This window comes from Filimonas zeae (assembly GCF_014641615.1).
In the GTDB taxonomy this organism is placed as follows: Bacteria; Bacteroidota; Bacteroidia; order Chitinophagales; family Chitinophagaceae; genus Filimonas; species Filimonas zeae.
Window position 1 is genome coordinate 183,801 of record NZ_BMIB01000001.1, and the last position, 25,808, is coordinate 209,608.

The 25,808-nt window shown below is 46.1% G+C and carries 19 protein-coding genes and 5 tRNA genes; 16 read left to right on the forward strand and 8 right to left on the reverse strand.

Annotated elements, in window-relative coordinates; genetic code table 11:
* The first annotated feature begins 25 nt into the window (after window positions 1-25).
* From IEY13_RS00840 to IEY13_RS00860, 5 genes are all read left to right on the forward strand, one after another.
* Entirely contained in the window at window positions 26-526 is a 501-nt protein-coding gene (locus tag IEY13_RS00840) for a hypothetical protein (protein ID WP_188949739.1), read from the forward strand.
* A 145-nt stretch (window positions 527-671) separates the two neighbouring features.
* Entirely contained in the window at window positions 672-2,297 is a 1,626-nt protein-coding gene (locus IEY13_RS00845) for an ABC-F family ATP-binding cassette domain-containing protein (protein ID WP_188949743.1), read from the forward strand.
* 74 nt (window positions 2,298-2,371) lie between these two features.
* A complete protein-coding gene (locus IEY13_RS00850) occupies window positions 2,372-3,388 on the forward strand; it encodes a glycosyltransferase family 2 protein (RefSeq protein ID WP_229687660.1) in 1,017 nt (338 codons plus the stop codon).
* Between the two features lie 325 nt (window positions 3,389-3,713).
* Window positions 3,714-3,786: transfer RNA gene (locus tag IEY13_RS00855), tRNA-Gly, on the forward strand.
* A gap of 43 nt (window positions 3,787-3,829) precedes the next feature.
* Window positions 3,830-3,915 (forward strand) — tRNA-Leu (locus IEY13_RS00860).
* 200 nt (window positions 3,916-4,115) lie between these two features.
* Here the strand turns inward: IEY13_RS00860 and IEY13_RS00865 are convergent.
* Window positions 4,116-5,024: an alpha/beta fold hydrolase gene (locus IEY13_RS00865; RefSeq protein ID WP_188949745.1), complete on the reverse strand. Its 909-nt coding sequence runs from the start codon at window positions 5,022-5,024 to the stop codon at window positions 4,116-4,118.
* Window positions 5,025-5,152: 128 nt separating this feature from the next.
* Entirely contained in the window at window positions 5,153-6,034 is an 882-nt protein-coding gene (locus IEY13_RS00870) for a helix-turn-helix domain-containing protein (RefSeq protein ID WP_188949747.1), read from the reverse strand.
* 343 nt (window positions 6,035-6,377) lie between these two features.
* Between IEY13_RS00870 and IEY13_RS00875 the strand changes: the two genes are divergently transcribed.
* Window positions 6,378-8,807 (forward strand): DUF4982 domain-containing protein, encoded by a 2,430-nt coding sequence (locus tag IEY13_RS00875; RefSeq protein ID WP_188949749.1) that lies wholly within the window; start codon window positions 6,378-6,380, stop codon window positions 8,805-8,807.
* Between the two features lie 38 nt (window positions 8,808-8,845).
* Here the strand turns inward: IEY13_RS00875 and IEY13_RS00880 are convergent, their stop codons facing one another.
* Window positions 8,846-9,088 (reverse strand): hypothetical protein, encoded by a 243-nt coding sequence (locus tag IEY13_RS00880; RefSeq protein ID WP_188949751.1) that lies wholly within the window; start codon window positions 9,086-9,088, stop codon window positions 8,846-8,848.
* A 205-nt stretch (window positions 9,089-9,293) separates the two neighbouring features.
* Between IEY13_RS00880 and IEY13_RS00885 the strand changes: the two genes are divergently transcribed.
* Both IEY13_RS00885 and IEY13_RS00890 read left to right on the forward strand, forming a co-directional pair.
* Window positions 9,294-9,366 (forward strand) — tRNA-Gly (locus IEY13_RS00885).
* A 43-nt stretch (window positions 9,367-9,409) separates the two neighbouring features.
* Window positions 9,410-9,495, forward strand: a tRNA-Leu gene (locus IEY13_RS00890).
* 63 nt (window positions 9,496-9,558) lie between these two features.
* Here the strand turns inward: IEY13_RS00890 and IEY13_RS00895 are convergent.
* Window positions 9,559-10,797, reverse strand: a complete 1,239-nt coding sequence (locus IEY13_RS00895; RefSeq protein ID WP_188949753.1) for a hypothetical protein — start codon at window positions 10,795-10,797, stop codon at window positions 9,559-9,561.
* Window positions 10,798-11,149: 352 nt separating this feature from the next.
* On the opposite strand from IEY13_RS00895, the gene IEY13_RS00900 reads away from it, so the two are divergent.
* The 8 genes from IEY13_RS00900 (at window position 11,150) to IEY13_RS00935 (ending at window position 21,609) form a co-directional block, all read left to right on the forward strand.
* Window positions 11,150-14,350, forward strand: coding sequence for a SusC/RagA family TonB-linked outer membrane protein (locus tag IEY13_RS00900; protein ID WP_229687662.1), 3,201 nt, complete (start codon window positions 11,150-11,152; stop codon window positions 14,348-14,350).
* Between the two features lie 30 nt (window positions 14,351-14,380).
* Window positions 14,381-16,345 (forward strand): RagB/SusD family nutrient uptake outer membrane protein, encoded by a 1,965-nt coding sequence (locus tag IEY13_RS00905; protein WP_188949755.1) that lies wholly within the window; start codon window positions 14,381-14,383, stop codon window positions 16,343-16,345.
* A 23-nt stretch (window positions 16,346-16,368) separates the two neighbouring features.
* Window positions 16,369-17,571 carry a DUF5000 domain-containing lipoprotein gene (locus tag IEY13_RS00910; RefSeq protein WP_188949757.1) on the forward strand — a complete coding sequence of 401 codons (1,203 nt, stop codon included), beginning with the start codon at window positions 16,369-16,371 and terminating at the stop codon, window positions 17,569-17,571.
* 31 nt (window positions 17,572-17,602) lie between these two features.
* Window positions 17,603-18,796, forward strand: a complete 1,194-nt coding sequence (locus IEY13_RS00915) for a DUF4998 domain-containing protein (RefSeq protein ID WP_188949759.1) — start codon at window positions 17,603-17,605, stop codon at window positions 18,794-18,796.
* A 207-nt stretch (window positions 18,797-19,003) separates the two neighbouring features.
* Window positions 19,004-19,076 (forward strand) — tRNA-Gly (locus IEY13_RS00920).
* A gap of 139 nt (window positions 19,077-19,215) precedes the next feature.
* Complete coding sequence (locus tag IEY13_RS00925) at window positions 19,216-20,739, forward strand: FAD-dependent oxidoreductase (RefSeq protein WP_188949761.1); 1,524 nt, start codon at window positions 19,216-19,218, stop codon at window positions 20,737-20,739.
* 15 nt (window positions 20,740-20,754) lie between these two features.
* Complete coding sequence (locus IEY13_RS00930; protein ID WP_188949763.1) at window positions 20,755-21,384, forward strand: hypothetical protein; 630 nt, start codon at window positions 20,755-20,757, stop codon at window positions 21,382-21,384.
* 3 nt (window positions 21,385-21,387) lie between these two features.
* A complete protein-coding gene (locus tag IEY13_RS00935) occupies window positions 21,388-21,609 on the forward strand; it encodes a hypothetical protein (RefSeq protein ID WP_188949765.1) in 222 nt (73 codons plus the stop codon).
* Between the two features lie 17 nt (window positions 21,610-21,626).
* On the opposite strand, the gene IEY13_RS00940 is transcribed toward IEY13_RS00935, so the two are convergent.
* From IEY13_RS00940 to IEY13_RS00955, 4 genes are read right to left on the reverse strand one after another with little or no spacing between them, the layout of a single operon-like run.
* On the reverse strand, window positions 21,627-21,878 hold the full coding sequence (locus IEY13_RS00940) for a hypothetical protein (protein ID WP_188949767.1): 252 nt from the start codon (window positions 21,876-21,878) through the stop codon (window positions 21,627-21,629).
* 5 nt (window positions 21,879-21,883) lie between these two features.
* Complete coding sequence (locus IEY13_RS00945; RefSeq protein WP_188949769.1) at window positions 21,884-22,885, reverse strand: glycosyltransferase family 9 protein; 1,002 nt, start codon at window positions 22,883-22,885, stop codon at window positions 21,884-21,886.
* Window positions 22,882-23,859, reverse strand: a complete 978-nt coding sequence (locus IEY13_RS00950) for a glycosyltransferase family 2 protein (RefSeq protein WP_188949772.1) — start codon at window positions 23,857-23,859, stop codon at window positions 22,882-22,884. The genes IEY13_RS00945 and IEY13_RS00950 overlap by 4 nt, the downstream gene beginning before the upstream one ends.
* A gap of 19 nt (window positions 23,860-23,878) precedes the next feature.
* The gene (locus IEY13_RS00955; protein WP_188949774.1) at window positions 23,879-25,618 is read right to left on the reverse strand and encodes a carbamoyltransferase family protein; all 1,740 of its coding nucleotides are present in this window, start codon (window positions 25,616-25,618) and stop codon (window positions 23,879-23,881) included.
* Between the last annotated feature and the right edge of the window lie 190 nt (window positions 25,619-25,808).

Genomic DNA, 25,808 nt, shown 5'->3' on the forward strand with positions numbered 1-25,808 from the left:
ATTTGGAAAACTAAAAAATAACTTTATGTCAAAGCATCCGAGGTACCTGGTTATTCTGTTAATGACAATGGTTACCGTGGCTTTTACTGCCTGCGGACCTACAAAAGGTATTACCAACAGCGAAAAAAGAGGCTATTCCGGTACGTGGACTTTAAATAACATCCATTTTGAAGGCATGCCTGCCGGTGCCAAATTTAAAGCCACCGTTTTTGATGATGTAACGTATTCCTGCCTGCAGGGCAGCCAGTGGAACCTTCCCGCAAGCGGCAAGGGCAGTTATGTAGTAAATTCCGGCGGGGCAGATTGTGTGCCTGGCGAGCGTTTTATTTTCTGGAGCACAGAAAAGGTGAACGATGTACAGTATTTTCAGTTTAAGCGTGTAGATGGCGGCATTAAGCCTAAAAATGTAACCACCGGTTACCGTATGGAAGTGAGTGGTTTAAACGAAACAGCAATGCAGCTGCGCGCACCTATTAACTTTGAAGGAACCAACGTGTATATTGTTTACGACTTTAGCAAACAGTAATACCGTTTTATTGTTTTTTGCCCATTGCGGGAATAGCGGGATACATGGTATTCTCCTGTTCCCGCAATGTTTTTATAGCTATTTATGTGCTACTTTTGCGGCCGGTTCGCAAAACAGCGGAATCTTAAATTAAGGAGCAATACGCATGATCAGTGTTAAAAATGTTACCCTGGCCTACGGTAAAAGGGTGTTGTTTGATGAAGTCAATATCAATTTCATGAAAGGCAACTGCTACGGTGTGATCGGAGCAAACGGAGCAGGTAAATCCACTTTCCTGAAAATTCTGAGTGGCGAAATAGAGCCCAACAAAGGATCGGTGGAGATTACCAAAGGTGAGCGTATGTCGTTCCTGAAACAGAACCAGTTTGAATTTGACGAACATACGGTATTGAATACCGTGCTGATGGGCCACAAGAAAATGTGGGAAGTGATGCACGAGAAAGATGCCATTTATATGAAGGAAGATTTTACCGAAGCTGATGGTATACGCGCAGGCGAGCTGGAAGCAGAATTTGGTGAAATGGGTGGTTATACTGCCGAAAGTGATGCCGGTACCATGCTGGGCCACCTGGGTATTACAGATGATATGCACTACAGCCTGATGAAGGATATTCCTTCTAACATGAAAGTGCGGGTGCTGTTAGCGCAGGCGCTGTTTGGTAACCCCGATATTCTGTTGTTGGATGAACCTACCAACGGCCTGGATATTGAAACCATCGGCTGGCTGGAAAACTTTCTGGCGGAATACGAGAACGTGGTACTGGTAGTAAGCCACGACCGTCACTTTCTGGACCAGGTGTGTACGCACGTGGCAGATGTGGACAGAAGTAAGATTAAGGTGTTTACCGGTAACTATAGCTTCTGGTACGAATCATCTCAGTTAGCGGCACGCCAGGCGAACGATAAGAATAAGAAAACCGAAGAGAAGCGCCAGGCCCTGATGGACTTCATTGCCCGATTTAGTGCTAACGCCTCTAAGAGCAAGCAGGCTACTTCGCGTAAGAAAGCTTTGGAAAAACTGACCATTGAAGAAATTGAACCTTCTAACCGCCGCTACCCTGGTATCATCTTCCAGCCACAGCGTGAAGTAGGTAACCAGATTCTGAACGTGGAAAACCTGAGCAAAAGCATTGATGGCAACAAGCTGTTTGATAAATTAAACTTCAGCGTAAACAAGGGCGATAAAATTGCCTTCCTGAGCCGCAACCCGCTGGCAGTAACTACTTTCTTTGAAATTATTAATGGAAACGCCGAAGCAGATGGCGGTAAGTTTGAATGGGGTACTACCATTACCAAAGCTTACCTGCCTATTGAAAACGGTGAGTTTTTTAAAGAGGGGCTGAACCTGATGGATTGGCTGCGCCAGTTTGTGCCACCGCACGTTACGGATGCAGATGAACCATTCCTGAGAGGCTTTTTGGGTAAGATGCTGTTTAGCGGCGATGATATTGCCAAGAAAACGAATGTATTAAGCGGTGGTGAAAAAGTGCGTTGTATGGTTAGCCGTATGATGTTACAGAACCCCAACCTGGTAGTGCTTGACCAGCCAACCAACCACCTGGACCTGGAAAGTATCCAGAGCTTTAACGAAGGTTGTAACACCTTCCCGGGTGTGGTACTGCTTACCTCGCATGACCATACTTTTATGCAAACCGTGGCCAACCGTATTATTGAGTTAACGCCTAAAGGTATTATTGACCGCCTGATGACGTTTGACGAATACCTGGCCGATGCGCGCGTAAAAGAACTGAGACAGGAAATGTATAGCTAGTTATAACATTATACAGAATGATGTACGGTGCGGATTGTCAACCCCCGCACCGTACATTTGAAAAAACTATTTGCTTGAACCTACCGGAAGTTGCTATTGTTATACTGAATTATAACGGAAGAAATTATCTGGAAAGATTTCTTCCCTCGGTTCTGGCTTCCACTTATCCCAACAAACGGGTAATTGTAGCGGACAATGCTTCGCTGGATGACTCGGTAGCCCTTTTAAAAGAACAATTCCCCACTGTAGAAATTATTCTCAACACCAGTAATTACGGCTTTGCCGGTGGCTATAACAAAGCGCTGGCACAGGTACAGAGCGATTACTATGTGCTGTTGAACTCTGATGTAGAAGTAGCGCCTGACTGGATTGAACCGGTGATAGCGCTGATGCAGCAGCAACCCACTATAGCTGTATGCCAGCCTAAGTTGCTGGATTACCACCGCAAAGATTTTTTTGAATATGCCGGTGCGGCCGGTGGCTGGCTGGATTTTTTAGGCTACCCCTTTGCCAGAGGCCGCATATTTGATATACTGGAGCAGGATACCCTGCAATACAACGAGCCTAAGCCTGTTTTCTGGGCATCGGGCGCTGCTATGTTTATTAAAACATCCGTTTACCACGAAGTGGGCGGGCTGGATGAATACTTTTTTGCACACCAGGAAGAAATTGATTTGTGCTGGCGGGTGCAACTGGCGGGGTATCAGTTGTATTGCTGCCCCGCTTCGGTAGTATACCATGTGGGCGGGGGTACTTTGCCTAAAGGGCACCGCAAAACCTACCTCAATTTTCGCAATAACCTGGTAATGCTGTTAAAGAACCTGCCTGCGGCAGAAAAGTGGTGGAAGTTTCCTTTTCGCCTGCTGCTCGATTGGGCTTTTGCTGCCAAATGTTTGCTATCGAAAGATGTGAACAGCGTAAAGGCCATTATGCAGGCGCATTGTGATGTATGGAAATGGATGTTTGCACAGAAGCCGCAGAAGCGGCTGGTTACCAAACCCATGAAACAACTGGCTGGCGTAAGTTATCGTTCCGTTGTATGGTCGTATTTTATAAAAGGCCGCAAACAATTTACAGAAATTGTTCATTAACAGGCTGGTTATATACCTCTACATCCTTATTTTTGCCACGCAATATTCAGACTATGTCACACGAGATAGAAGATAACTACAAAGAGAAAGATTTCAGGTACAACAGAGTAAGCTCATCACGTTTTGTGTTTTATGTGTCTTTTTTCTGCATCCTGGCATTTGTTTTAGGTGGATGTTTCCGTTTGTACAAGCAACGTTACAAGGGCAAGCCTGATGTTGAAATTCAGAGCAGCACCAAGTATACCCCAGAGTATAAATAAAATAGTTATCAGCCGGCAAACGGTTATTCATTTGCCGGTTGATCATCAGTTCTTATAGTGTAAATGCGGAAGTAGCTCATTTGGTAGAGCACGACCTTGCCAAGGTCGGGGTGGCCAGTTCGAGCCTGGTCTTCCGCTCAGAGAAGGAATCCCGCTTTGTGGCGGGATTTTTTTCCGGGATGCCCTTGTGGTGGAATTGGTAGACACGCAGGACTTAAAATCCTGTTCGCAGCAATGCGAGTAACGGTTCAACTCCGTTCGGGGGCACAGATTATCAGTAAATTATGTAAGCCGCGCATTGCGCGGCTTTTGCATTTCAGGGCTTCTTTCAAACATCTTTCAAACAACACCCTGTTAATGTATACTCCTTCCGGTAAAAACTATATCCGACCTTTGGCCGGATATACTGATATAGTAACAAAATATAGAGGCTGATCGGGTAATTGTATCAGACGTAATTGTATTGCTTACAGTTTTGAAAATTTTTCCAGTTCTGAGTTGAATTTTTCCATCTCTTCCAGAAACAATGCATGTCCGCTGTTTTCGAATTTAACAATGTAAGCATTTTTGATACCCTTTTGCAGCTGCTCTGCAAAGGCAAATTCACACAGCTTATCTTTTGTACCATGAAATATGGCTACCGGTACGTTTATTTTACCCAGCACCGGGCGTAAATCCAGGTTGCGCAATGCGGCAATAGCCTGGGTAGTAGCATAAGGTGAGGCATCTGAACTGATACTTTCCAGCCACTTGGCCAGTGGTTCAGGGATGCTGTTTTCAGTGGCTCCGAATCCTTTTCCAAAGCCGGCTATTAATTGTTGCCTGTTGGTTTCGGTTGTCTTAATCAAACCAGCTGCTCCTTCCTCCGAAATGCCATATGGATATCCGTCGCGCTGTTTCCAGGATGGTGCAGCGGCGCCAAATAAGGCCAGTTTACCTATATGTGCACCGTTATACTTAGCCATGTAGTGAATAACTACAGCCCCACCCATCGAAAACCCGCCGAGTACCGCATTTTCTATTTTCAACTTATCAAGAACCACCTTTATATCGTCAGAAAAAACATCAAAGTCGTACCTGCCGTAAGGTCTGTCGGATTTTCCAAAGCCTCTTAATGAAATACCGATAACCCTGAATCCTTTATTCACCAGATATTGATACTGATACTCGTACATGGCGTCGTTTAAAGGCCAGCCGTGTATAAGAACAATGGGTCTGCCTTCGCCAAGATCTGTTACATGAAGTTTTACATTGGGCTCTACTTCTATATATTCTGCCCTGCCGGCTGAAGCGGGCACTCTTTGAGTTTGCGCAAAAAGAGAATGGTTAAAAATGAAAGCCGTTAAGAGGCTGATGGTTAAGATTGCTGTTTTCATGACTGTTGTGTTTGTTTATCAATTAACAGTACAAAGATCAGCAGAAGGCAAGCGGTAGAGAATGGACAAAAGGACAGTTGTCTTGCAGATTTTTCCTTTCGGCGATTTTTAAATCTGTCTGTTTGGGATTATGGCGTAAAACTACCCGCTTCTATATTGCTTTGCGCAAGGTATTTTGCTTTAAAACCGGAAGGCGACTCACCTGTTTTTATTAAAAACAGGCGGCTGAAGTAAGCCGGGTCTTCATACCCCAATTCATAGGCAATCTCTTTGCCTGTCATGGCAGTATGTACCAGCAGCCTCTTCGCTTCCAGGATGATTCGGTTTTTAATTACTTCGTTAGGCTGGGGTAGCCCCAGCTGTTTAAATTTCCGGGTAATTGTTTTTGGAGGTATCAGCAATAGATCTGCATAATCAGCCACTGTATGTTTTTCCTTATAATGCGCTTCTACCAGCTGTGTAAACTTTCTGAAAAATTCAGCATCGTTGTTTTGGTGAGCCAGCACGCCATCCAGTTGCTGTTGCTTCCACAATCTTGTGGCTTTAATAAGCAATTGCTTTAAATAGGTGCGAAGCATTTCTTCGTGCGAAGCCTCTTTATCACTGAATTCATCTTCCATCCGGGCAAAAAGATAGTTGATAAAGGCCGCATCCTGTTCGGGCACGGTTGTCATAGGTAAGTTATGGATATTGTTAAATAACAGTCCGTCACAGGCCACTTCTTCATCATGTATCTGTATGCAATAGAAATCACGATTGTAAAACATAAAATAGCCCACTTCATCACATACGCCTTCCATACTGAGTACCTGATTGGGGCTAATAAAAAAAAGAGCAGGTTTTTCAGTTGTATAGATATCAAAATCTACCTTAATAGTATACCCCTTTGGCAGGTATAATACCTTGATGTAAGCTTTATAGGCATCAGAATTTACCACAGCAAGGCAGTCGCTGTTTACATGAATTAACCCTATTGTTTTAAGGCTAACGTCAAAAATGTGTTGTTTCATTGTGCTACGCTTTCATCAAAACGGCAGAAAAGTTTCTACCTGCTTGCAAAGGTAGCCCACGGAAAGCTACGTTCTTAGGGAGACTGAAAGCAAAGTAACTGTCATTTTCGGGATCTCTTTGGCTCGTTTGTGTTCATACTGCTATATTTGCCCCCGTGTTTGAAACGGAAACTACTTTTAAACACGGGGCAAATATCACTTGTTGAGCGCTCTTTAAGTTAGCAAAATTCTATGGCAGCCTTTTTCATTGCAGGGCCACAGCAATAAAATAGCTTTCTCAGATCCGTCACCCGGGGTAAATCAGAAACAGACCCGGCAATGGCACACTTAAACCATTTTTTCTATGAGACTTTTTTCACTTCTGATTTTGTTTTCGGTATGGCACCAGGCATCGTTTGGCCAGGTACGCACAGTTACTGAATTAAAAGACAACTGGAAATTCAGCAAAGGCAAAAATGATAACGCTTTTGCCACCGGCTTTGATGACAAAAGCTGGCAAACTGTACAGGTGCCGCACGACTGGGCTATTTATGGTCCGTTTGATAAAGAGGTAGACAAGCAGGTGGTTGCCATTACGCAGAACAACGAAAAAGTGGCCACTGAAAAAACGGGCAGAACCGGATCGTTGCCTTTTATTGGCGAAGGCTGGTATCGCAATAGCTTTACCCTGCCCAACTACAAAAAAGGCAGAAAAGTAATTCTGTTGTTTGAAGGCGCTATGAGCCAGCCGAAGGTGTTTTTAAATGGCCAGCCGGTAGGTTCCTGGAATTATGGATACAATTACTTTTATTTTGATATTTCTGATCGCATCAATGCCACCGGACAAAATTTACTGGCTGTTCATCTTAGCAATCAGGGCCTTTCTTCCCGTTGGTACCCAGGTGCCGGTTTATACCGTAAAGTGAGCATTATTGAAAAAGATGCAGAAAGTATAGAGCAGTGGGGCGTATCTGTTACAACCCCGGTGGCAACAGCTGCCCGTGGTAAAGTAAATATTAAAACTACAGTGGCGGGGCAGGATGCCTGGCTGGTTACAGAAATACGCGACCCGCAGGGCCGCTTTGTTGCCAGCGATACTGCACGCAAGCCATTTGGTAAAGAGTTTGATCAGAATTTAGCCGTGAATCAGCCATTGTTATGGAGTCCTGAAACACCATCGCTGTATACCGCTGTTTCCAGACTGTACAGCGGCAATGAGTTAAAGGATGAAGTAGTTACCCGTTTTGGTATACGCGAAATCAGTTACAAAGCGGGCGTAGGCTTTAGCTTAAACGGACAGGTAAGAAAGATAAAGGGTGTATGCCTGCACCACGATCTGGGCCCGTTAGGTGCTGCTATGAACAAATCTGCTTTACGCAGACAATTGCAGATTTTGAAAGATATGGGTTGTGACGCTATCCGCAGCTCGCACAACATGCCTTCGCTGGAGCAGCTGGAACTGGCTGATGAAATGGGCTTTATGTTTCTGGCAGAAAGCTTTGATGAGTGGGCTAAACCCAAAGTAGATAGCGGGTATGCCCGTTTCTTTAATACCGATGCAGAAAAAGATATTATTAATCTGGTAAAGGCTACTAAAAACCACCCCTGTATTATTATGTGGAGCAGTGGTAATGAGGTGCCTGACCAGTGGGGTAGTGAAGGGGTAAAACGTGCTAAATGGCTGAATGAGATTTTCCACCGCGAAGACCCTACCCGGCCTGTAACGGTAGGTATGGACCAGGTGAAGGCTACTATGCAATCTGGCTTTGGCGCCTTGCTGGATATACCAGGTTTAAACTACCGTACACACTTGTATGAAGAGGCTTACAAAACCTTCCCCCAGGGTATGCTGTTAGGTTCTGAAACTGCTTCTACCGTTAGCTCACGCGGTGTTTACAAATTTCCGGTAGTGAAAGGGGTTGAAAAACAATATGACGATTATCAGTGCTCTTCTTACGATATGGAATATTGCAGCTGGAGTAACCTGCCCGAAGAAGATTTTATGTTACAGGATGATAAGCCATGGGTGATTGGTGAGTTTGTGTGGACAGGTTTTGACTATTTAGGCGAGCCTACCCCTTACGATGACAAATGGCCTTCCAGAAGTTCTTACTTTGGCATCAATGACCTGGCAGGGCTTCCGAAAGACCGCTATTACCTGTACCGCAGCCGCTGGAATACACAGTCGCCTACCTTACACATATTACCTCATTGGAACTGGGCAGGCCGTGAAGGGCAGGTTACCCCTGTGTTTGCATATACCAACTACGATAAAGCAGAGTTGTTTGTAAACGGTAAAAGCATGGGCATTCAAACCAAAAACAATTCCACCCCGCAAAACAGGTATCGCCTTATGTGGATGGATGTGAAGTATGAGCCCGGTACCATTAAAGTGGTAGCTTACGACAAGAATGACAAGCCTGTGGCTGAGCAATCCGTATCTACCGCAGGTAAGCCTTATAAGATAGTGGTAGCGCCGGACAGAAGCACCATTAAAGCGGATGGTGAAGATATTTCATTTGTTACCGTATCTGTTGTGGATAAGAATGGCAATGTATGCCCAACGGCAGCCGATGAGCTTTCTTTTGCTGTAAAAGGTAATGGTACTTACCGGGCAGCCTGTAATGGTGATGCTACCTCTTTAGAGCAGTTTCATCTGCCGCATATGAAAGCCTTCAGCGGTAAGCTGGTAGTACTGGTTCAGGCAAACAAAACAGCCGGGCCAATTGAATTAACCGTTAGTGGTAAAGCGCTGAAAGCGGGAAAAGTAACTATTAACAGTACAGATAAATAGATAGTAAAAAGGCCGCCAGCTGGCGGCCTTTTTACTATCTATTCTACATTCAGATTCAATACCAATTGCCAGTCGGGCATCTGCTCTTTTAAAAACTGCGCTACTTCCATTTGCTCCTGCTCACTGCCAACACTGCCCGATACTGCCAGTGTGTTTGGCATAGTAGCAGCTACCCCCAGATTATTAATCTGAAAATATGCCTGCAACTGCCCGCTCACCTGTGTAGCTATTTCAAATGCCTGACGGGATAGTCTTATCTTTTCCTGTAATTCATTGTTCATAAAACATAATAATGCGATAGGAACGGCAAGTATTGCACCAGAATCTGATGCTGATGTATGCCCTGCCGACTGGGAAGACCGCAGAAAAAAATGAAATAAAATTTTGGCTTTCAATAATTACTTCTATATTTGCAACCCGATTCGCAATAAGCCACTGATACAAAAGTGCTTAAAACGAAGAAGGAAGTAAGTTCTTACAGGAAATGCGGAAGTAGCTCATTTGGTAGAGCACGACCTTGCCAAGGTCGGGGTGGCCAGTTCGAGCCTGGTCTTCCGCTCTCAGGAATCAATCCCGCTTACTGCGGGATTTTTTTTCCGGATGCCCTTGTGGTGGAATTGGTAGACACGCAGGACTTAAAATCCTGTTCGCAGCAATGCGAGTAACGGTTCAACTCCGTTCGGGGGCACACAACAAAAAAAGGCTGCACATTGTGCGGCCTTTTTTTGTTTTATGCATATACTTTATGTAATTACTTCTTAGCCGCTACATACGCATCATCATTTACTCCAAACGTGGTATGGCTGTCCGGATAGAAATAAAACAGACTCCGCTTTACTTGTCCGTTATTAAACTTCAACTCCAAACCAAATTCATTCAAAGTATATCTACCTGCCTTATTTTGAGAAGAATAGGCTGATACAGCAGTGCCCGCAGCGGAATTGCTTCCACCTCCCGTTCTTTCGTACGTAAACTGCCCCTGCTGGTTAAAACTGAGGTTGGCAGAAGAAAAAGTCATGGCTGAGCCACCTAATGCGGTATTGCCGCCACCGGAAATGGTGGTAAAGGAGCCGGTAATTTTCTCGCCTGGTTTGGCGGGAATGGTCCAGAACCAATGTTGCTCCCACCGGTCTGTTTCCATGCCGTTTTTTTCTGGCAGGGTTACTACCAGGGTTTTGCCCTCCAGCTTCCAGGTGCCCCAGCGGGTGGGTTGCGTTTGGCGGGAGGCGGCCACATCCAGATCGTAGGGTGAGCAGTCGGGGTATTTAAAAACGCTGCCATCTTTCAGCATCAGATAAGGGCGGTATTCTGTAATCATCATGCCGCCTACGCCGGTGCCATACTCCAGGTGAATAGCAACTCCTTTAATATCAGCTGGTTTTAGCCCTGCGCCGGGGGCTGTTACCGGCGTGCCGGCTTTTTTGTTTCGGGTGGCAGATTTACCTGTAGTGCTGCGGGATGATGTGTTGGGGGAGGTGGCAGCGTTGCCGGTAGTGCCGGATGAAGCAATGCCTGCCTGTTTAGACCATTTCATAAAATGCCCCACGGCAGGTTTAAGGTAAGTATTGCTATAGGTGGAAGGTAACATAATACGGGCGTAGCGGATAGTTTTATCCGTTTGCTGAAAGGCTATGAAGCTGATTGTCCACTTACGGCCCCTGGCATCGGTAACATTGGTAGCAAATGTTTGATACTGTTGCGCTGGTCTGCTGGTCACCTGGGTAATACCGGGTGTATAGCCTGCCGCTTTTATCTCAGCCAGTACCCGGTTATCCAGCCAGTTGGCAATGCTGCTGTCGCCGGCCTGTACCGGAGGCATAATTTCATAAGTAACTCCGGTTTTCAATAATGTTTTAGGCGTAAACAGGTAATACAATTGTTGCTGCTGCATATTCCATCCATTCAATGGCGGTACAGTGGACTGGCTGGTAGCGGTAAAAGCCAGCAGGCAGTAAAAAGTGGTAGCAATAATGGTGGTATACGGCTTCATAGGGTGTTTTTGTTGTAAAAGAAACAATTATCACACCAGGTGGCAACCTTCAGCCACAGGGGGAAAGCGCAAATTGTGAATTTGGCCCTCACCTTTCCTGATTTTACCCCCTGTACAAAAACTTAAAGCGCTGTTAAATTTGTGGCAGAGCAGACAGGAAATCTGCTGTAATGATTGCTTAATTACCTACTAACTGCGTTGCCGTATGAATTGTGTATTGCCATTATCTCCCTGTGTACAATTGACACTTTCGGGTACAGGTGTTATTTACAACCTGCACTGTTATAATCAGAAGGCTTCACATGATTACCCTGCCGCTTCCATTCAATTTTAATTAAACCATAGCATGCGTATGAAAAAAAGACAGCTTATCAAAGGCTGGCCTTTGACAATGATGGCGTTTTTGCTGTTGTTGCTACTGGCCAACAAGGCCGTCTCGCAAGACAACCTGATTACCGTTAGAGGTAAAGTCAGTTCAGACACTTCCGTTTTGGAAGGAGTGAGCGTAACCCTTAAAGCAGACCCTAAAAAAGGTTCCCGTTCCGATCAGAACGGCTTTTATTCTCTGAGAGTACCCGCCAACGGTATACTGGTGTTTACCAGCGTGGGGTACGAATTACAGGAGGTACCTATTAATGGCCAGAGTACCGTAAACATAACCCTGAAGGCCATGAATAACACATTGAATGACATTACTATTACCGGTTTTGGCGGTACCCAACGCAAGGCCAGTATGGTAAGCTCTATTACTACTGTGGATGTGAAAGAGTTAAAAGGCCCCACGGGTAACCTTACCAACATGATGGCAGGGCGTATACCAGGTATGATTTCTTTTCAGCAAAGTGGCGAGCCGGGTTTGGGAACCAATAACTCCACCTTTTACATCCGTGGCCTTTCCACCTTTGGTACCGGTAAACAAGACCCGCTGATTCTGATTGACGGTGTGGAGTCTTCTCCCACAGATATGGCGCGGATACAGCCGGATGATATTGCAGATTTCTCGGTGTTAAAAGATGCTGCAGCTGCATCTATATACGGTGCCAGAGGTGCCAACGGCGTAGTATTAATTAATACCCGCAGTGGTAAGGATGGTGCTGCTAAATTCAGCCTGCGTGTAGAAAACCGTGTTTCTAAAAACACACGTAATATAGAACTGACTGATAACATTACTTTTATGCGTGTGGCCAATGAAGCGGCAACCACACGTTCCCCCAACGCTATTCAACCCTATTCCCAAAACAAAATTGATCATACCATTAAAGGGGATGATCCCAACCTGTACCCTAACAATAACTGGGTTGACCGGCTGATTAAAAAACAGACCTCAAACCAGAGTTATAATCTGAACGTGAGTGGCGGCTCGCCCAAAGCGCGTTATTATGTGGCAGGTACGTACAACCAGGACAACGGTATTTTAAAAACTGATCCGGTAAACCAGTTCAGCAACAATATACGGCTGGCCAACTACTCGCTGCGTACCAATATTAATATTAATGTTACCAGCAATACCGAACTGATTATAAGAATGTACGGCCAGTTTGATGATTACCGCGGGCCTGTAGCCGGTGGTGCGGGAACGTTTAACAATGCACTGTGGAGTAACCCGGTAATGTTTCCGGCGGTATATCCTAAGTCTAAACTGCCTTATATAGAACATCCGTTGTTTGGTTCTGCACCTACCTTTTCCAATGGAGGTTTAAGCAGTACGCTGTATGTAAACCCTTATGCAGAAATGGTGAAAGGGTATAGAGTGTATAAAACCTCTAACCTGCAGCCGCAGCTGGAGCTGAAGCAGAATCTGAACTTTATTACGCCTGGTTTAAGTATGCGTGCAATGGGTTACCTGAGAAGGTATTCTTATTTTCAGGTATCCAGGTTTTACAATCCATTCTATTACAGAGCTGTATATAATGCTGCTACGCAGGACTATAACCTGAATGTGCTGAATGATGGTTCTGCTACTTCTATTGGTACCGTGGGTACAGAATACCTGGGATATGATGAAGGAGATAATGATGATAAGGTGGTAGACTCACGCTTATGGCTGGAGGGATCTGTTAACTATAATCACTCATTTGGGGCAATGCATCGCGTAAGTGGTATGCTTATCTCTTACATCTCTGATTATCAAACCGGTAATGCAGGCTCGGTAACCGCTTCGCTGCCACGCAGAAACCAGGGCGTTTCAGGCCGCTTTACCTATGCATACGATAACCGTTATCTGGCTGAATTTAATTTTGGTTATAACGGCTCTGAGCGTTTTGCAGGTCATAAAAGATATGGCTTCTTTCCTTCTGCAGGCTTAGGTTACCGCATATCTGAAGAAGCATTTTTCAGACCGTTAACCAAATGGTTCACCGATCTGAAGCTGCGGGCTACCTACGGTGTAGTGGGTAATGACCAGATAGGCAACGTGAACGATCGCTTCTTTTACCTGTCGGATGTAAATATGAATGATGGCCGTTTCAGGGCCGATTTCGGACGCAATGAGGGAGCGGGTAACTACTGGCGTAACGGGGTATCTATTAACCGCTATGCCAACCCCAATATTACCTGGGAATTATCCAGACAGTTGAACCTGGGGTTAGATATAAAACTGTTTAATGATGTGGAAATTACGGTAGATGCTTACCGCCAGGTACGCTCGCAGATATTGCAGCCTAAGAGTTATACAGAATCGGCTTACGGACTTACCGTTACCCCTTCTTCCAACTACGGTAAAGCAGAAAGCAAGGGTGTTGATATTGCTTTGAAATATCAGAAATCCTGGACAAAGGATTTCTGGAGTAATATACGCGGCACGTTTACCTATGCTACCAGCAAGCGTTTGGTTACGGATGAAATCAGTTATCCCACACGTCTTTCTTACTTATCCAGCAAAGGCCACTCTATCAGCCAGAACTGGGGCTATATAGCTGAGCGTTTGTTTGTAGATAAAAAAGAGGTAGAAAACTCGCCTGTACAATTTGGCGACCGTGGATTACTGGCAGGCGATATTAAGTACCGCGATGTAAGTGGCGATGGCCAGATAAACGAAGATGACATGGTGCCTATTGGCTTGCCGCAACAGCCGGAAATTATTTACGGTTTTGGTGCCTCTATGGGATATAAAAGATTTGATTTTAGTTTTTATTTCCAGGGGTCTGCACGCAGTAGTTTCTTTATCAACCCGGAGAACGTGCAGCCCTTTTTTCAAAACGGTGGCTATGAAAACGGTTTGCTCACTGCTGTTAATAACAGCTACTACAGCCAGACCAACCCTGATTTGTATGCCTTCTGGCCACGTTTAAGCACCTGGCGTGTGGAGTCTAACAACAAACGTTCTACCTGGTGGATGCGTGATGGAAGCTTTCTGCGTCTGAAGAGTATTGATATGGGGTACACGCTTCCTGATTTCAGAAAACTGGGCCTGAAGTCGCCGCGTATCTATTTCACAGCCAACAACGTAGCCCTGTTCAGCAAGTTTAAGTTGTGGGATGTGGAAATGGGCGGAAATGGCCTGGGATACCCAATTCAGGCGGTATACAGCCTTGGTGCCCAGCTTAATTTTTAATTGCGATTGCGAACTGTAAAATAATTGATTATGCATTTTTATAAAAAGCGAAGCGGATGGTATCTGTTGCCCGCACTGCTGTGTATGCTGGCTGGTATCAGTTCCTGCAAAAAATACCTGAACGTGGTGCCGGATAACGTAGCCACCCTGGATAATGCCTTTAAGCTGCGGGTAGAGGCAGAGAAGTTTTTATTTACCTGTTACTCGTATATGCCTAAAAATGGCGATGGCTGGTATAACCCGGCAATGGCAGGGGCAGATGAAATATGGTATCCACAAACAGACCAGACTACCTGGCATGCGGCCTTCCGTATTGCGCAGGGGCAGCAGAATGTTTCTACGCCATTGTTTGATGAGTGGGCAGGTTTGCGTAAGGGAGGAAACGGTAACACCAGGTTCGACTACCAGAAAATGTGGGCAGGCATAAGAGACTGTAACACGTTTATTGAAAACATGTCTGACCTTACCAAAGTGCCGGATATTTCCAGTTCAGAAAGAGAGCGCTGGATTTCAGAAGTACAGTTTCTGAAGGCATATTATCATTTTCATATGCTGCGGATGTATGGTCCCATTCCTCTGATTGACCAGAATATACCCATTGATGCTCCGCTGGAAAACACTACTGTAAAGCGTATGCCTGTAGACTCCTGTGTAAATTACATTGCTGCGTTGCTGGATAAGTCAATAACAAATCTGCCCGATCGTATAGTGAACCAGAACACCGAAATGGGGCGTGCTACCAAAAGCATAGTGCTGGCATTAAAGGCACGTTTGCTGGTAATGGCGGCAAGCCCGTTGTTTAACGGAAACCCTGACTATGCCGGTTTCAGAGACAGAGATGGTGTGGCCTTATTTAACGCCACTTATGTGCCAGCCAAATGGGAGCGTGCACGGGATGCCGCATGGGCGGCTATTCAGTCAGCAGAGTCCAACGGCGCTGTGTTATATACTTACCAGAACGATGTATATAAGCTGAGTGCGGAAACCAAAACACAGTTAAACATACGCAATGCGGTTACGCAGCGTTGGAATACAGAGCACATATGGGGTAATTCGCAGATGTACTTTCCTAACGAATCGCTTTGTATGCCACCTATGGAAAGAGGTTCTAATACCGACAGATGGGCATTGAGTGGTTTGTGGGCGCCGCCTATTAAAATAGCCAAGCTGTTTTATACCAAAAACGGCGTGCCTATTGAAGAAGACAAAACGTTAAGCTTTACCAACTACGAGCAGCTGCGCACCGCTACGCCGGCAGAAGCTTACCAGATAGAGCCGGGTTTTGTTACTGCCCGCCTGAACTTTGACCGCGAGCCGCGTTTTTATGCCGACCTGGGTTTTGATGGTGGTATCTGGTATATGAGAGATGGCAATAGCACCGGTAGTGATATCAATACCTTTTATGTAAAGGCCAAGAATGGGGAAAAAGCTGGCTTTGGGCATTTTACCAACTGGAGCGAGACGGGTTATTTTGTGAAGAAGCTGGTAAGCTGGGAATCTACCACTGCCGGCAATGCAGCCCCCGTATGGCGCAGCTACCCATGGCCTGAAATGCGGTTGGCTGATCTGTATCTGTTGTATGCAGAAGCTTTGAATGAAGCACAGCCAGCATCGGCACAAGCCATTGTATACATTGATAAAGTACGGCAGCGCGCAGGGTTGAAAGGGGTAGCAGAATCGTGGAGTACCTATTCTTCCAATCCGGCCAAATACACTTCGCAGGATGGGTTAAGAAGAATTATTCACCGGGAAAGAGCCATTGAGCTGGCGTTTGAAGGGCAGCGCTTCTGGGATTTACGTCGCTGGAAAGAGGCGGCAGAAGAGTTGAACAAGGATATTACCGGATGGACGATTACGGGCAAAGTAGCTGAAACGTACTATAAAGAAAGAACCGTATTCAGCCAGCAGTTTAATACCCCCAGAGATTATTTCTGGCCTATCGGAAACTTTGATACCCGCCGCAATCCCAAACTGGTAGAAAACCCCGGATGGTAATTGTATAAACTAAAAAAATAAGTATGCGAATTATATATTCTTATATGCTGGTAACGGTTGCTTTAGCAGCCACTTTTGCCGGCTGCCGTAAAGAGGCAGACAGGCACTCGCCACAGGTAGGCAGCGGAACGGTGCCGCAAAAGGTAAGCAATGTGCAGGTGGTAAACAAGCCTGGGGGCGCTGCCATATCTTATACCATTCCTAAAGATACTGTGTTGCTTTACGTAAAAGCCGTGTATAAACTGGGTAATGGCAAACAGGCGGAAACCAAGGCCTCTTATTTTTCCAACTCATTGCTGATTGAAGGGATAGCTGATACGCTGGAGCATGAGATAACCCTTTACTCTGTAAGCAGGAGTGAAGTACAGTCTGAGCCCACGGTGGTAAAAATAAAGCCGTTAGAGCCGCCAATACTGCGTGTGTTTAAAAGCCTGCAGGTTACCACTGCTTTTGGTGGGTTTAACCTGACTGCTTCTAACGCTACCCGCGATGACATTGTAATAAATGTACTGGGCAAAAACGTGTATGGTGAGTATGAAGTTGATATTAACAAAAGCGTATACACCAATGCAGATACTGTAATTGCCAAAATACGTGGCCTGGATACTACGGAGTACCGGTATGGTTTTACCGTATCAGACAAGTGGGGTAACATTACGGATACTTTGTTTAAAACCTTCCGCCCGCTGTATGAAACAGAATTCAGTAAAGCCAACTTTTCGGCATTTGTGCTGCCGGGTGATGCGCCGCAGGTAACCAATGGTGCCGCTTTACCTTATGCATGGGATAACAAGCTGGGCTGGCCTAATACCAGTTTTACGCACCAGGTAAACGGAGGTGACAAGCCACATATGATAACTTTTAACCTGGGTGCTACCGGTAAAATAAGCCGTATATGGATACGTCCTTTTCCGGAAGGCAACCGTTACTATTACCTTACTACTATGAAGCGTTTTGAGATATATGGCTCTGCATCTCCTTCGCTGAGTGGTGAGCTGGATAACAGCTGGCACCTGCTGGGTAGTTACGAGGTAATTAAGCCATCCGGAACGCCTTATGGTACTGATAGCAATACAGACCAGGCCACTGCGGCAGCTGGTTTTAACTGGGAGGTAGATTTGAATGCACCTAAGGTGCGATATATACGTATACGCTGCCTGGAAAACTTTGCAGGCGGTACGGCGCAGAGTATTAACGAATTATCGGTTTACGGCGATCCGCGTTAGAAGCCCGATTGTTGACCATTAATGAATAGTTATGAATAAAAATATTATTTACATCTGTTTGCTGACAGGCCTGCTAGCGGCCTGTTCAAAAAGCGATGATTATAAAGAAAAGTTTATTAGCAACGGGGGAGAAATCATCTATGTGGGAAAAGTAGATTCTCTACGTATTAAATCCGGTAACAGGCGTGTGCTGGTAAATGCGCTGATATCTCCCGATCCTAAAGTAACGTTTTGCCGTATTTACTGGGATAACAAGGCTGACTCGGTATCTGTTCCTATTGCGCATTCCGGAAAGGGAGATACGCTTAACCGTATTCTCACCGGATTACAGGAAGGGAGGCATACGTTTGAAGTAGTAACCTTTGATGCTTCAGGCAACCGCTCAGTAACAGTAACTGCCTCTGGTGCGGTGTATGGCGAAAGATATGAGGCCAGCCTTTCAAACCGTCCGGTACTGAGTGGTGAATTACTGCCCTCTGGCAATACCAGCATTGTATGGGGTGAGTTTGATTTGTCATCCGGTGCAAGGGCCAGTGTAGTATCGTACACTAAAACAGATGGCAGCACTGCTACGGTAACAAGCCCGGTAGAACAAATGACTACTACTTTGCCATCTTATAAATCGGGAAGTAAATACAACTACCGCACGGTGTATTTGCCGGATAGTGCCTCTATAGACACTTTTTACACTGCCTGGCAAAGTATGGGTGTAAAATTTGAAATAACCAGCCAGTATGTAAAAAATGCCGGCCCTGACTTTAAAAACTCAGCAGGTGGTAACGACCGTTGGCGTACACCGGCAGATTGGGTTACCAACGCAGATGTGCGTAATGCCAACGGAATAGGTGGCCTGGATGCCGGCTCGTGGCTGCCTTCTGTAGCGTTAAGCATGGAAGCAGGATGGGGGCTGCCAGCCGTAAATAATGGTAAGATTTACCAGACGCTTACCTTGCCGGCTGGTAAGTATTCACTGGAAGTGTTAACGGGTGATTGCTCAGATGCAGGTGAGAAATACCTGGTAGTAGCAAAAGGAGCCGGGCTGGCAGATATTGCGCAGGTAGCTTCCGGTTCGCTGGTGTATAAGTCGCTGGTGAAGAATACTACCAATGCTGTTAGTTTTGAGCTGACAACTGCCGGAGAAATTACCATAGGTGCACAGGCTAAACTGCCTGATACCGGCACTTTTTTCAAAATATTCAACGTAAAACTCTATAGCATGCCCTAGCGGAATGCTGGTTGTTTGTGTAAACAAGGGCCGCAGCAATGCGGCCTTTTTTGTAGGCCCTGCTGTTACAGAAAAATAAATTCTAAAAAAGACGCGGAAAATTTGTTTGATTATCAAACGCATTCCTATATTTGCAACCCGATTCGCAGTAAGCCACTGATACAAAGGTGGTTAACAAAGAAAAGGAAACGAGATCTTACAGGAAATGCGGAAGTAGCTCATTTGGTAGAGCACGACCTTGCCAAGGTCGGGGTGGCCAGTTCGAGCCTGGTCTTCCGCTCATATAATCCCGCTTTAGGCGGGATTTTTTTTGCCCCTGCACCAAAGGCTTACTGGCCGGGCCTGGTATTTTCTGTGCCGGAACAGTAACTTCCCATGGCAAGGTAATTGATGCACGTTTTACCATAAACGTACTACCTATGATACGCAGAGATGGCTTTTGCAGCAGCTTGTGGCAGGCGGAAATACAACCTTATATGCCGGTAAATATTGCTGATTCCGGCATTACTTACGATGTAATTATAGTGGGCGGCGGCATTACCGGTATTACTACCGGGTTGCTGTTACAGCAGCGGGGCAAAAAATGCCTGTTGCTGGAAGCGGCTAACCTGGGCTTTGGTACCACCGGAGGCACTACTGCCCATTTAAATACCCTGTTAGATGTGCCTTATACTACCATTAGTAAAAACTTTGGAAAAGAAGGCGCGCAGCAGGTGGCTATGTGTGTGCAGGAAGCAGTAGAATGGATAAAAAGCACCTGCAGCAGATATGCTATTGAATGCGGACTGAAGGATGCGGATGCATTTTTGTTTGCACAGCAGCCGGAGCAGGAAGAGGAACTGGAAGAGATACGTAAAGCAACCATTGAGGCAGGTGTTACTGCGGAATATACACCTCATATACCCGTACCCGTTGCTTTTACCAAAGCCTTGCAGGTAAAGGGGCAGGCGCAATTTAATCCGTTACCTTATATATATGGCCTTGCCAAAGCGTTTGAAGCAGCAGGCGGCTGCATTGTGCAGGATTGCCGGGTTACTGCTTCGCAGGTACTGGAAACGCATGTGGAGGTAACCACTGAAAACGGTATATTCCGTGGTGTAGATCTGGTGTATGCCACACATATACCGCCCGGTGTTAACCTGTTGCACCTGCGTTGTGTGCCTTACCGCAGTTATGCCATGGCGGTAACGCTGGAAGAGGAAGCCTATCCGGAAAACCTCGCTTACGATATGTACGATCCTTATCATTATTACCGCACACAGGAAGTAAACGGTCAGCGGTATCTGATAGCAGGTGGTGAAGACCATAAAACCGGCGAAGAGCCCAATACGCAACAATGCTTCCGCAAACTGGAAGCGCATGTGCGCAAATATTTTAAAGTAAAGGAGGTGGCCTATGAATGGTCGTCACAATACTTTGAACCGGCAGATGGTTTGCCTTACATAGGGCATTTGCCGGGTCAGGCAGACCATGTATATGTGGCCACCGGTTATGGTGGTAATGGAATGACGTATAGTACCGTAGCAGCTTTGCTGCTTACCCGCATGTTATTGCAGGAGAAGCCGGCAGGTGAAGTATTGTTTAACCCCAACAGAATTAAACCGGTAGCCGGTTTTACCAACTTCATCAGCCATAATGCAGATGTGGTAAAGCAGTTTATAGGTAAGCTGTTTTCTGGTACTACGCTGGAGCAACTGGCAGAACTGGCGCCGGGTGAGGCTAAAGTGGTGAAGTATGAAGATCATAAGGTGGCTTTGTATAAAAATGATGAAGGTGTTATACATGCAGTAAGCCCTTCCTGTACACATTTAAAATGTGATGTGGCGTGGAACACAGCAGAAAAGTCGTGGGATTGCCCGTGCCATGGAGCACGTTACGATTGTGACGGGAATGTATTAACCGGTCCTGCGGATGCTCCGCTGGAAGTAATTAACTTAGCGTGATTAAAAACGATTGCCATGGCCGAAGATATTGTTGCGCCCTATATACCTGCGCAGTATACCGGAGAAGAAACAGAAACCTCACATACGCTGGAAGCTCCGGATGAAGAAACGGCACTTGCCTGGTTTGATATTCTTGCCTTACGATTGAAAGATGTAAATAACTGGAACAAGTGGTGCGGTTTTTTATCATCGGGCTTTCAGCTTACCGATGATAAAGGAAACAAGCTGGCACTGGCTGCCGCTGAAGGGCAGTTTATACAGATTGATATACCCGGCCCCGGCCCCATAGCGGGTAATGGTTACGACTGGGTGCAGATTGAAAAGCTGGAACAGGTAAAGCTGAATGAAAGGCAGGAATTTGTGGTGTTACAGGCAAGGCCCGCAGCATCGCCTTTTAACAATATGAACGGAGTAGCTCATTTTCTGGATAAAGAAGCTACCAGTTCGTTTGTAGTAAAAAGAGATGGGCTTACATTAACTACTACCGTGTATGGCCGTAACGAGGTGCCTAATGTGCATGTGCACGAAACGGCTGATCGTATACGCAATGCTGTAGCAGGCTCAGCGGGTGCTATTGGCATATCCAAGCTACAGTGGAAGGCCCTGGTGAAAGGCTTGTTTGATTTTCTGGATAAAAAAACGTAACTTATGAATATGTCACTGGAAAAAGAACGGATACACGTAGATTATACGCGGGAAGATGTTCCCGCTTCAGTTAAAAACTTTCGACCCGATATATACCGGGATGGTAATACTTTTTATTGTGTGTTGGGCGCACCCCCGCACGATAATGTAATAGGTTCCGGCGCTACTATTGAAGAGGCCATGCTGCATTGGGATATTGAATACCACAAAAAAGCAGGCAAATAGCAGCGCCTTACACGCTGCTATAAAGCAACATGATTGTTCAGAAACGTAGTTAATGCGCTGATGAATACGGTATTGTGCTTTTCATCAGCCAAACGGTCGTGATAAATAAAAGCACCATTGCTGATATCAAATGAGTAGGGTACACCGGTGCTGTCTGGTATTTCCAAAGGCCGGGTTATTACATCGGCCGTGTTATCAGCAATGGTGTACGCTACCTCATACACAATATTCCCATAGGTAAAATGCTCTGGTATTTGCAGGTGTGTCATAAGCTTTATGCAGTGGCGGCGTGTTGCCGGTTAAATAATGTTTCCAGTGCCTGCCATACCAGATCGGCATGTGGCTCTCTGGTCCAGTCTATCACTTTATGAATATTCCGGTTTAACGGGCCCCATCTTTCGGGCTCGCCATCCATACTTATAATTACACTGGGCGTTTCCGTTGCAGAGGCAATATGCGATACGCCGGTACAATTGGCTATAAGCATATAGGCATCGCGTATTAACAGGCCAATAGCGCCCAGGCTGGTTTTGCCCGTAAGGTCAATGGCCGGGTGGCGCATACATTTCAATACTTCCCTTGTTATATCTCTTTCGTCTTTGGTTCCGGTTACAATAACCGTGTAACCTTTTTCAATACAGCTATCTGCAGCAAACGCAAAATAGTGGGGCGGCCACTGGCGCCAGGCACCACGGCTGCCGGGGTGTACAATTACATAACTGCGTTCCATAACAGGCAGATATAATTTTTTTACTTCTGCTTCGTCTTCCGGCAATACCGGAAACTCCATATGGCTGCCCTGTGCAGTAATGCCCAGGTGCTGCATCAGGTGCAGATGCCTTTTCAGCTCAGGCCCTTCGTTAGGATAATTAGCAAAAAGTGGTGAGTTTACATGGCTGTCTGCATTATGAAAACCTGCTACATGGCGGGCATACAGCTGGTGCATCAACGGATTAACCACGGTGCCATTACCCTGCATCTGTAGCAGCAAATCAAACTGTTCTTCTTTCATTCTGTTGGTAAAGCAGGCGAAACCTGTTTCATCAAAAGGTTGCTCCGGCAGGCCGGGGTAACCGGGAAAATGAATAAAGTCGTCAAAGTAATCGGGAAACCGTTGCAGCAGCGAGGCTGCCCAGGGCAGGCCAATCAGGGTAATGCGCGCATGTGGATAGGCCTGCCGCAACGCGCGCATGGCCGGTATGGTATTCAGCAGATCGCCCAGTTGCAGGGCTCTGAATACGGCAATTTTTCGGATTTGGTTTTGTGATAATATCATAGGAATAGTACTTTGTAACGAATAGCCCCGTAAAGCGTCCAGAATACGGATAAAAACGGGATGAGTGCGGAGGTATAAATCATTTCGCTTACATGCGACAGTGAACGTGATTTACCGGAAAGTCTTTTATAAGCAAAAGCGCCGGTTAACCAGGCCCAGCCCGCCAGCGCCAGCAGGGTGCTGGTATAAGCGCCATAGAAAGCGCTGATAAGCGTAAGCAGAAAGCACACAATAATGGCATAGTAGCGCCACTGCGGCCCCTGGGCAATACGGCGGCGATACATATCAGGAAACTTTTTATAGAGCAAGGCGTTATATACGCTTTTACGCTGCTCTTTAAGGCTTACACCCCAGTGTGCTGCGCGAACAGGATGTTCTACAATAGCGGTATCTATTTTATAAATAGGAATATTAGCATGCAGGAATTTAAATTCCAGATCGCTATCCTCCCGCCATGCTGCGGTAAAGGCTTCATCAAACCCACCTACATCTTCCAGCGCTGCACGCGTGCACGCGCAGTTGGCAGTAATAAAATCGGCAGTGGCCAGGTGTGCGGTGTTCTGTTCATAATCAGTAGGGTGTTTGCTCACAGGAACTATTACCTTACCTGAAAAAGCAATATATTTTTTATAGGTTGCCAGGCGTGCCTGGTGGTAAGCGGCTACAAAATCCCGGTGGGGTATGCAGTCGTCATCTGTAAAAACAATCAGATCGCCCTGTGCCATACGCCACCCTTTGTTGCGGGCGGCGGCCGGGCCTTTCTTTTCAGGCAATGCAGTTACATACATATAGGTATGGCCCAGTTGCTGAAAGCGGCGTACGGTGGCAAAACTTTCATCGTCCGGCCCATCAGTAACTACCAGTACTTCAAACTGATCCGGAGGAAAACTTTGTTGAGAAAGTGCCAGCAGGCACTTCTCCAGTAAATGCGGGCGTTGATACGTAGGTATAACAACAGAAATTTTAGCAGGCATACAACAGGTGTTTTTATAATTATACAGTAATGTCCAGTTCCAGTGCTTCCCGTTCGCGGCTGGCAATGGCAGCAGGTTGTACGGAAGGCTGTTTTTCTAACAGAAAAGATTGAATAACCAGCGCATCAAAAGGTGATGTCCAGAAACATTCAATCGCATCGCGTGGGCTGCATACCACGGGCTCGCCGCGGGTATTGAAGGAAGTGTTTACCAGTACCGGTACACCGGTAAGCTTTCTAAACTCATCCAGCAGATCGTAGTAAGCAGGATGCTGATGGCGGTTAATGGTTTGAATGCGGGCAGTTCTGTCTACGTGCGTTACAGCAGGTATTTCCTTTGCCTTTTCTTCAAACACTTTGTATACAAACAACATAAAGGGCGAGTATACTGCATTTTCAAACCATTCGCCTGCATACTCTTCCATTACCACCGGTGCAACCGGGCGAAAGTCTTCCCGGTCTTTAATCTCGTTCAGCTTCGCCTGCATATCTGCACTGATAGGGGAGGCCAGGATAGACCGGCTGCCCAATGCACGCGGCCCAAACTCCATACGGCCCTGGTACCAGCCAATTACTTTATCCTGCGCCAATATAGCAGCCGTTTCAGCGGCTACATTATCCATTTTGCGGTAAGGTACTTTGGTCCATTGCAAAAAGCGCTCTATCTCTTCATCAGAATACTCCGGTCCCCAGTAGGCATGCTGCATAATAAAGCTGCGTTCAGTAGTGTTACGCACCTGTGCATCTATCCATAAGGCAGCACCAAGGGCCGTGCCGGCATCGCCTGCTGCGGGTTGTACCCATATGTTTTTAAACGCGCTGTTATCGCGTATCACTGCATTTAATACACAGTTCAGTGCCACACCACCCGCCATGCAAAGGTTGTCTTCTCCGGTGGTTGTATGCAGCCAGTTAACCAGCTGCAAAACCGTTTCTTCCAGCACCTTTTGTAACGAGTGCGCAATATTGAAATGTTTTTCTGTAAACGGTTCGTGGCGTTTGCGTGCCGGGCCAAACCATTTTTCCAGTTGTAGTGGTGCTATGGTATACGTACCGTTGGGTTGTACCTGAATAGCTTTGCGCAACACATCCAGATAAGCTGGTTGGCCATACGAGGCAAGCGCCATTACCTTATATTCATCGGAAGAATGCAGAAAGCCCAGATGAGTGGTAACGCTTTCGTACAATAACCCCAGAGAATGCGGCATTTGCACTTCGCCTATTTGTGTAAGGGTATTGCCTTTACCTGTGTAGTAGCTGGTAGTTGTCCATTCGCCACGTCCGTCAATAGTAAGTACGGCAGCGCTATCGTAAGGCGAAGGCAGAAAGGCGCTGGCCGCATGGGCAATATGATGTTCTACATAATGCCATTCAAAATCGCTTATACGTGCGCCATAAAAGCGTTGCTGCAAATGATGCGGATAGCCATCCACCAACTGTGCAGGCGCTTCTTTTACATAGCGCAGAAAAAGTTCTTTAATGGGCATGCCCAGGTCTGCCTCGTTGCTTTGGGTGGTTTCTATTTTAGAAGGATCGAATGCATAGGCTATATGATCTACATCGGATAAACGGATGCCGGCTACCTGTAAACAGTAGTCAATGGCATGATAAGGCAACTCGTAAACCGAAAAAGGCACCGGGCGTTTACCATGTTTAATATGGGTAAAACGCTCTTCCTCCGCTGCTGCCAGCAATTGTCCGTCTTTTACAATACAGGCAGACGAGTCGTGAAATGCCGCATTAATGCCTAATGTGTACATCAGTATAATTTTAATAGTTCTGTAAGTAATTGGATAAACAGCGCAAGGTTAGTGTTGGGTGTGATGCAATAAGTGGTCCACGGGGCTTTTGTACCCGTGTACCAGCAAACGAGGCAGCAGAGAAGCGTTTCCCATCTCAGGCTGTAGAAGCGCTTCTACAAGTGTTAACAATTCTTTACAGTACTGATAT

Bases quoted from the DNA above. Each gene is read 5' to 3' on its own strand.
- IEY13_RS00840 (WP_188949739.1), top strand. From the start codon at position 26: ATGTCAAAGCATCCGAGGTACCTGGTTATTCTGTTAATGACAATGGTT.
- IEY13_RS00845 (WP_188949743.1), top strand. From the start codon at position 672: ATGATCAGTGTTAAAAATGTTACCCTGGCCTACGGTAAAAGGGTGTTG.
- IEY13_RS00865 (WP_188949745.1), bottom strand. From the start codon at position 5,024: ATGAAAACAGCAATCTTAACCATCAGCCTCTTAACGGCTTTCATTTTT.
- IEY13_RS00870 (WP_188949747.1), bottom strand. From the start codon at position 6,034: ATGAAACAACACATTTTTGACGTTAGCCTTAAAACAATAGGGTTAATT.
- IEY13_RS00875 (WP_188949749.1), top strand. From the start codon at position 6,378: ATGAGACTTTTTTCACTTCTGATTTTGTTTTCGGTATGGCACCAGGCA.
- IEY13_RS00880 (WP_188949751.1), bottom strand. From the start codon at position 9,088: ATGAACAATGAATTACAGGAAAAGATAAGACTATCCCGTCAGGCATTT.
- IEY13_RS00895 (WP_188949753.1), bottom strand. From the start codon at position 10,797: ATGAAGCCGTATACCACCATTATTGCTACCACTTTTTACTGCCTGCTG.
- IEY13_RS00900 (WP_229687662.1), top strand. From the start codon at position 11,150: ATGAAAAAAAGACAGCTTATCAAAGGCTGGCCTTTGACAATGATGGCG.
- IEY13_RS00905 (WP_188949755.1), top strand. From the start codon at position 14,381: ATGCATTTTTATAAAAAGCGAAGCGGATGGTATCTGTTGCCCGCACTG.
- IEY13_RS00910 (WP_188949757.1), top strand. From the start codon at position 16,369: ATGCGAATTATATATTCTTATATGCTGGTAACGGTTGCTTTAGCAGCC.
- IEY13_RS00915 (WP_188949759.1), top strand. From the start codon at position 17,603: ATGAATAAAAATATTATTTACATCTGTTTGCTGACAGGCCTGCTAGCG.
- IEY13_RS00925 (WP_188949761.1), top strand. From the start codon at position 19,216: ATGATACGCAGAGATGGCTTTTGCAGCAGCTTGTGGCAGGCGGAAATA.
- IEY13_RS00930 (WP_188949763.1), top strand. From the start codon at position 20,755: ATGGCCGAAGATATTGTTGCGCCCTATATACCTGCGCAGTATACCGGA.
- IEY13_RS00935 (WP_188949765.1), top strand. From the start codon at position 21,388: ATGAATATGTCACTGGAAAAAGAACGGATACACGTAGATTATACGCGG.
- IEY13_RS00940 (WP_188949767.1), bottom strand. From the start codon at position 21,878: ATGACACACCTGCAAATACCAGAGCATTTTACCTATGGGAATATTGTG.
- IEY13_RS00945 (WP_188949769.1), bottom strand. From the start codon at position 22,885: ATGATATTATCACAAAACCAAATCCGAAAAATTGCCGTATTCAGAGCC.
- IEY13_RS00950 (WP_188949772.1), bottom strand. From the start codon at position 23,859: ATGCCTGCTAAAATTTCTGTTGTTATACCTACGTATCAACGCCCGCAT.
- IEY13_RS00955 (WP_188949774.1), bottom strand. From the start codon at position 25,618: ATGTACACATTAGGCATTAATGCGGCATTTCACGACTCGTCTGCCTGT.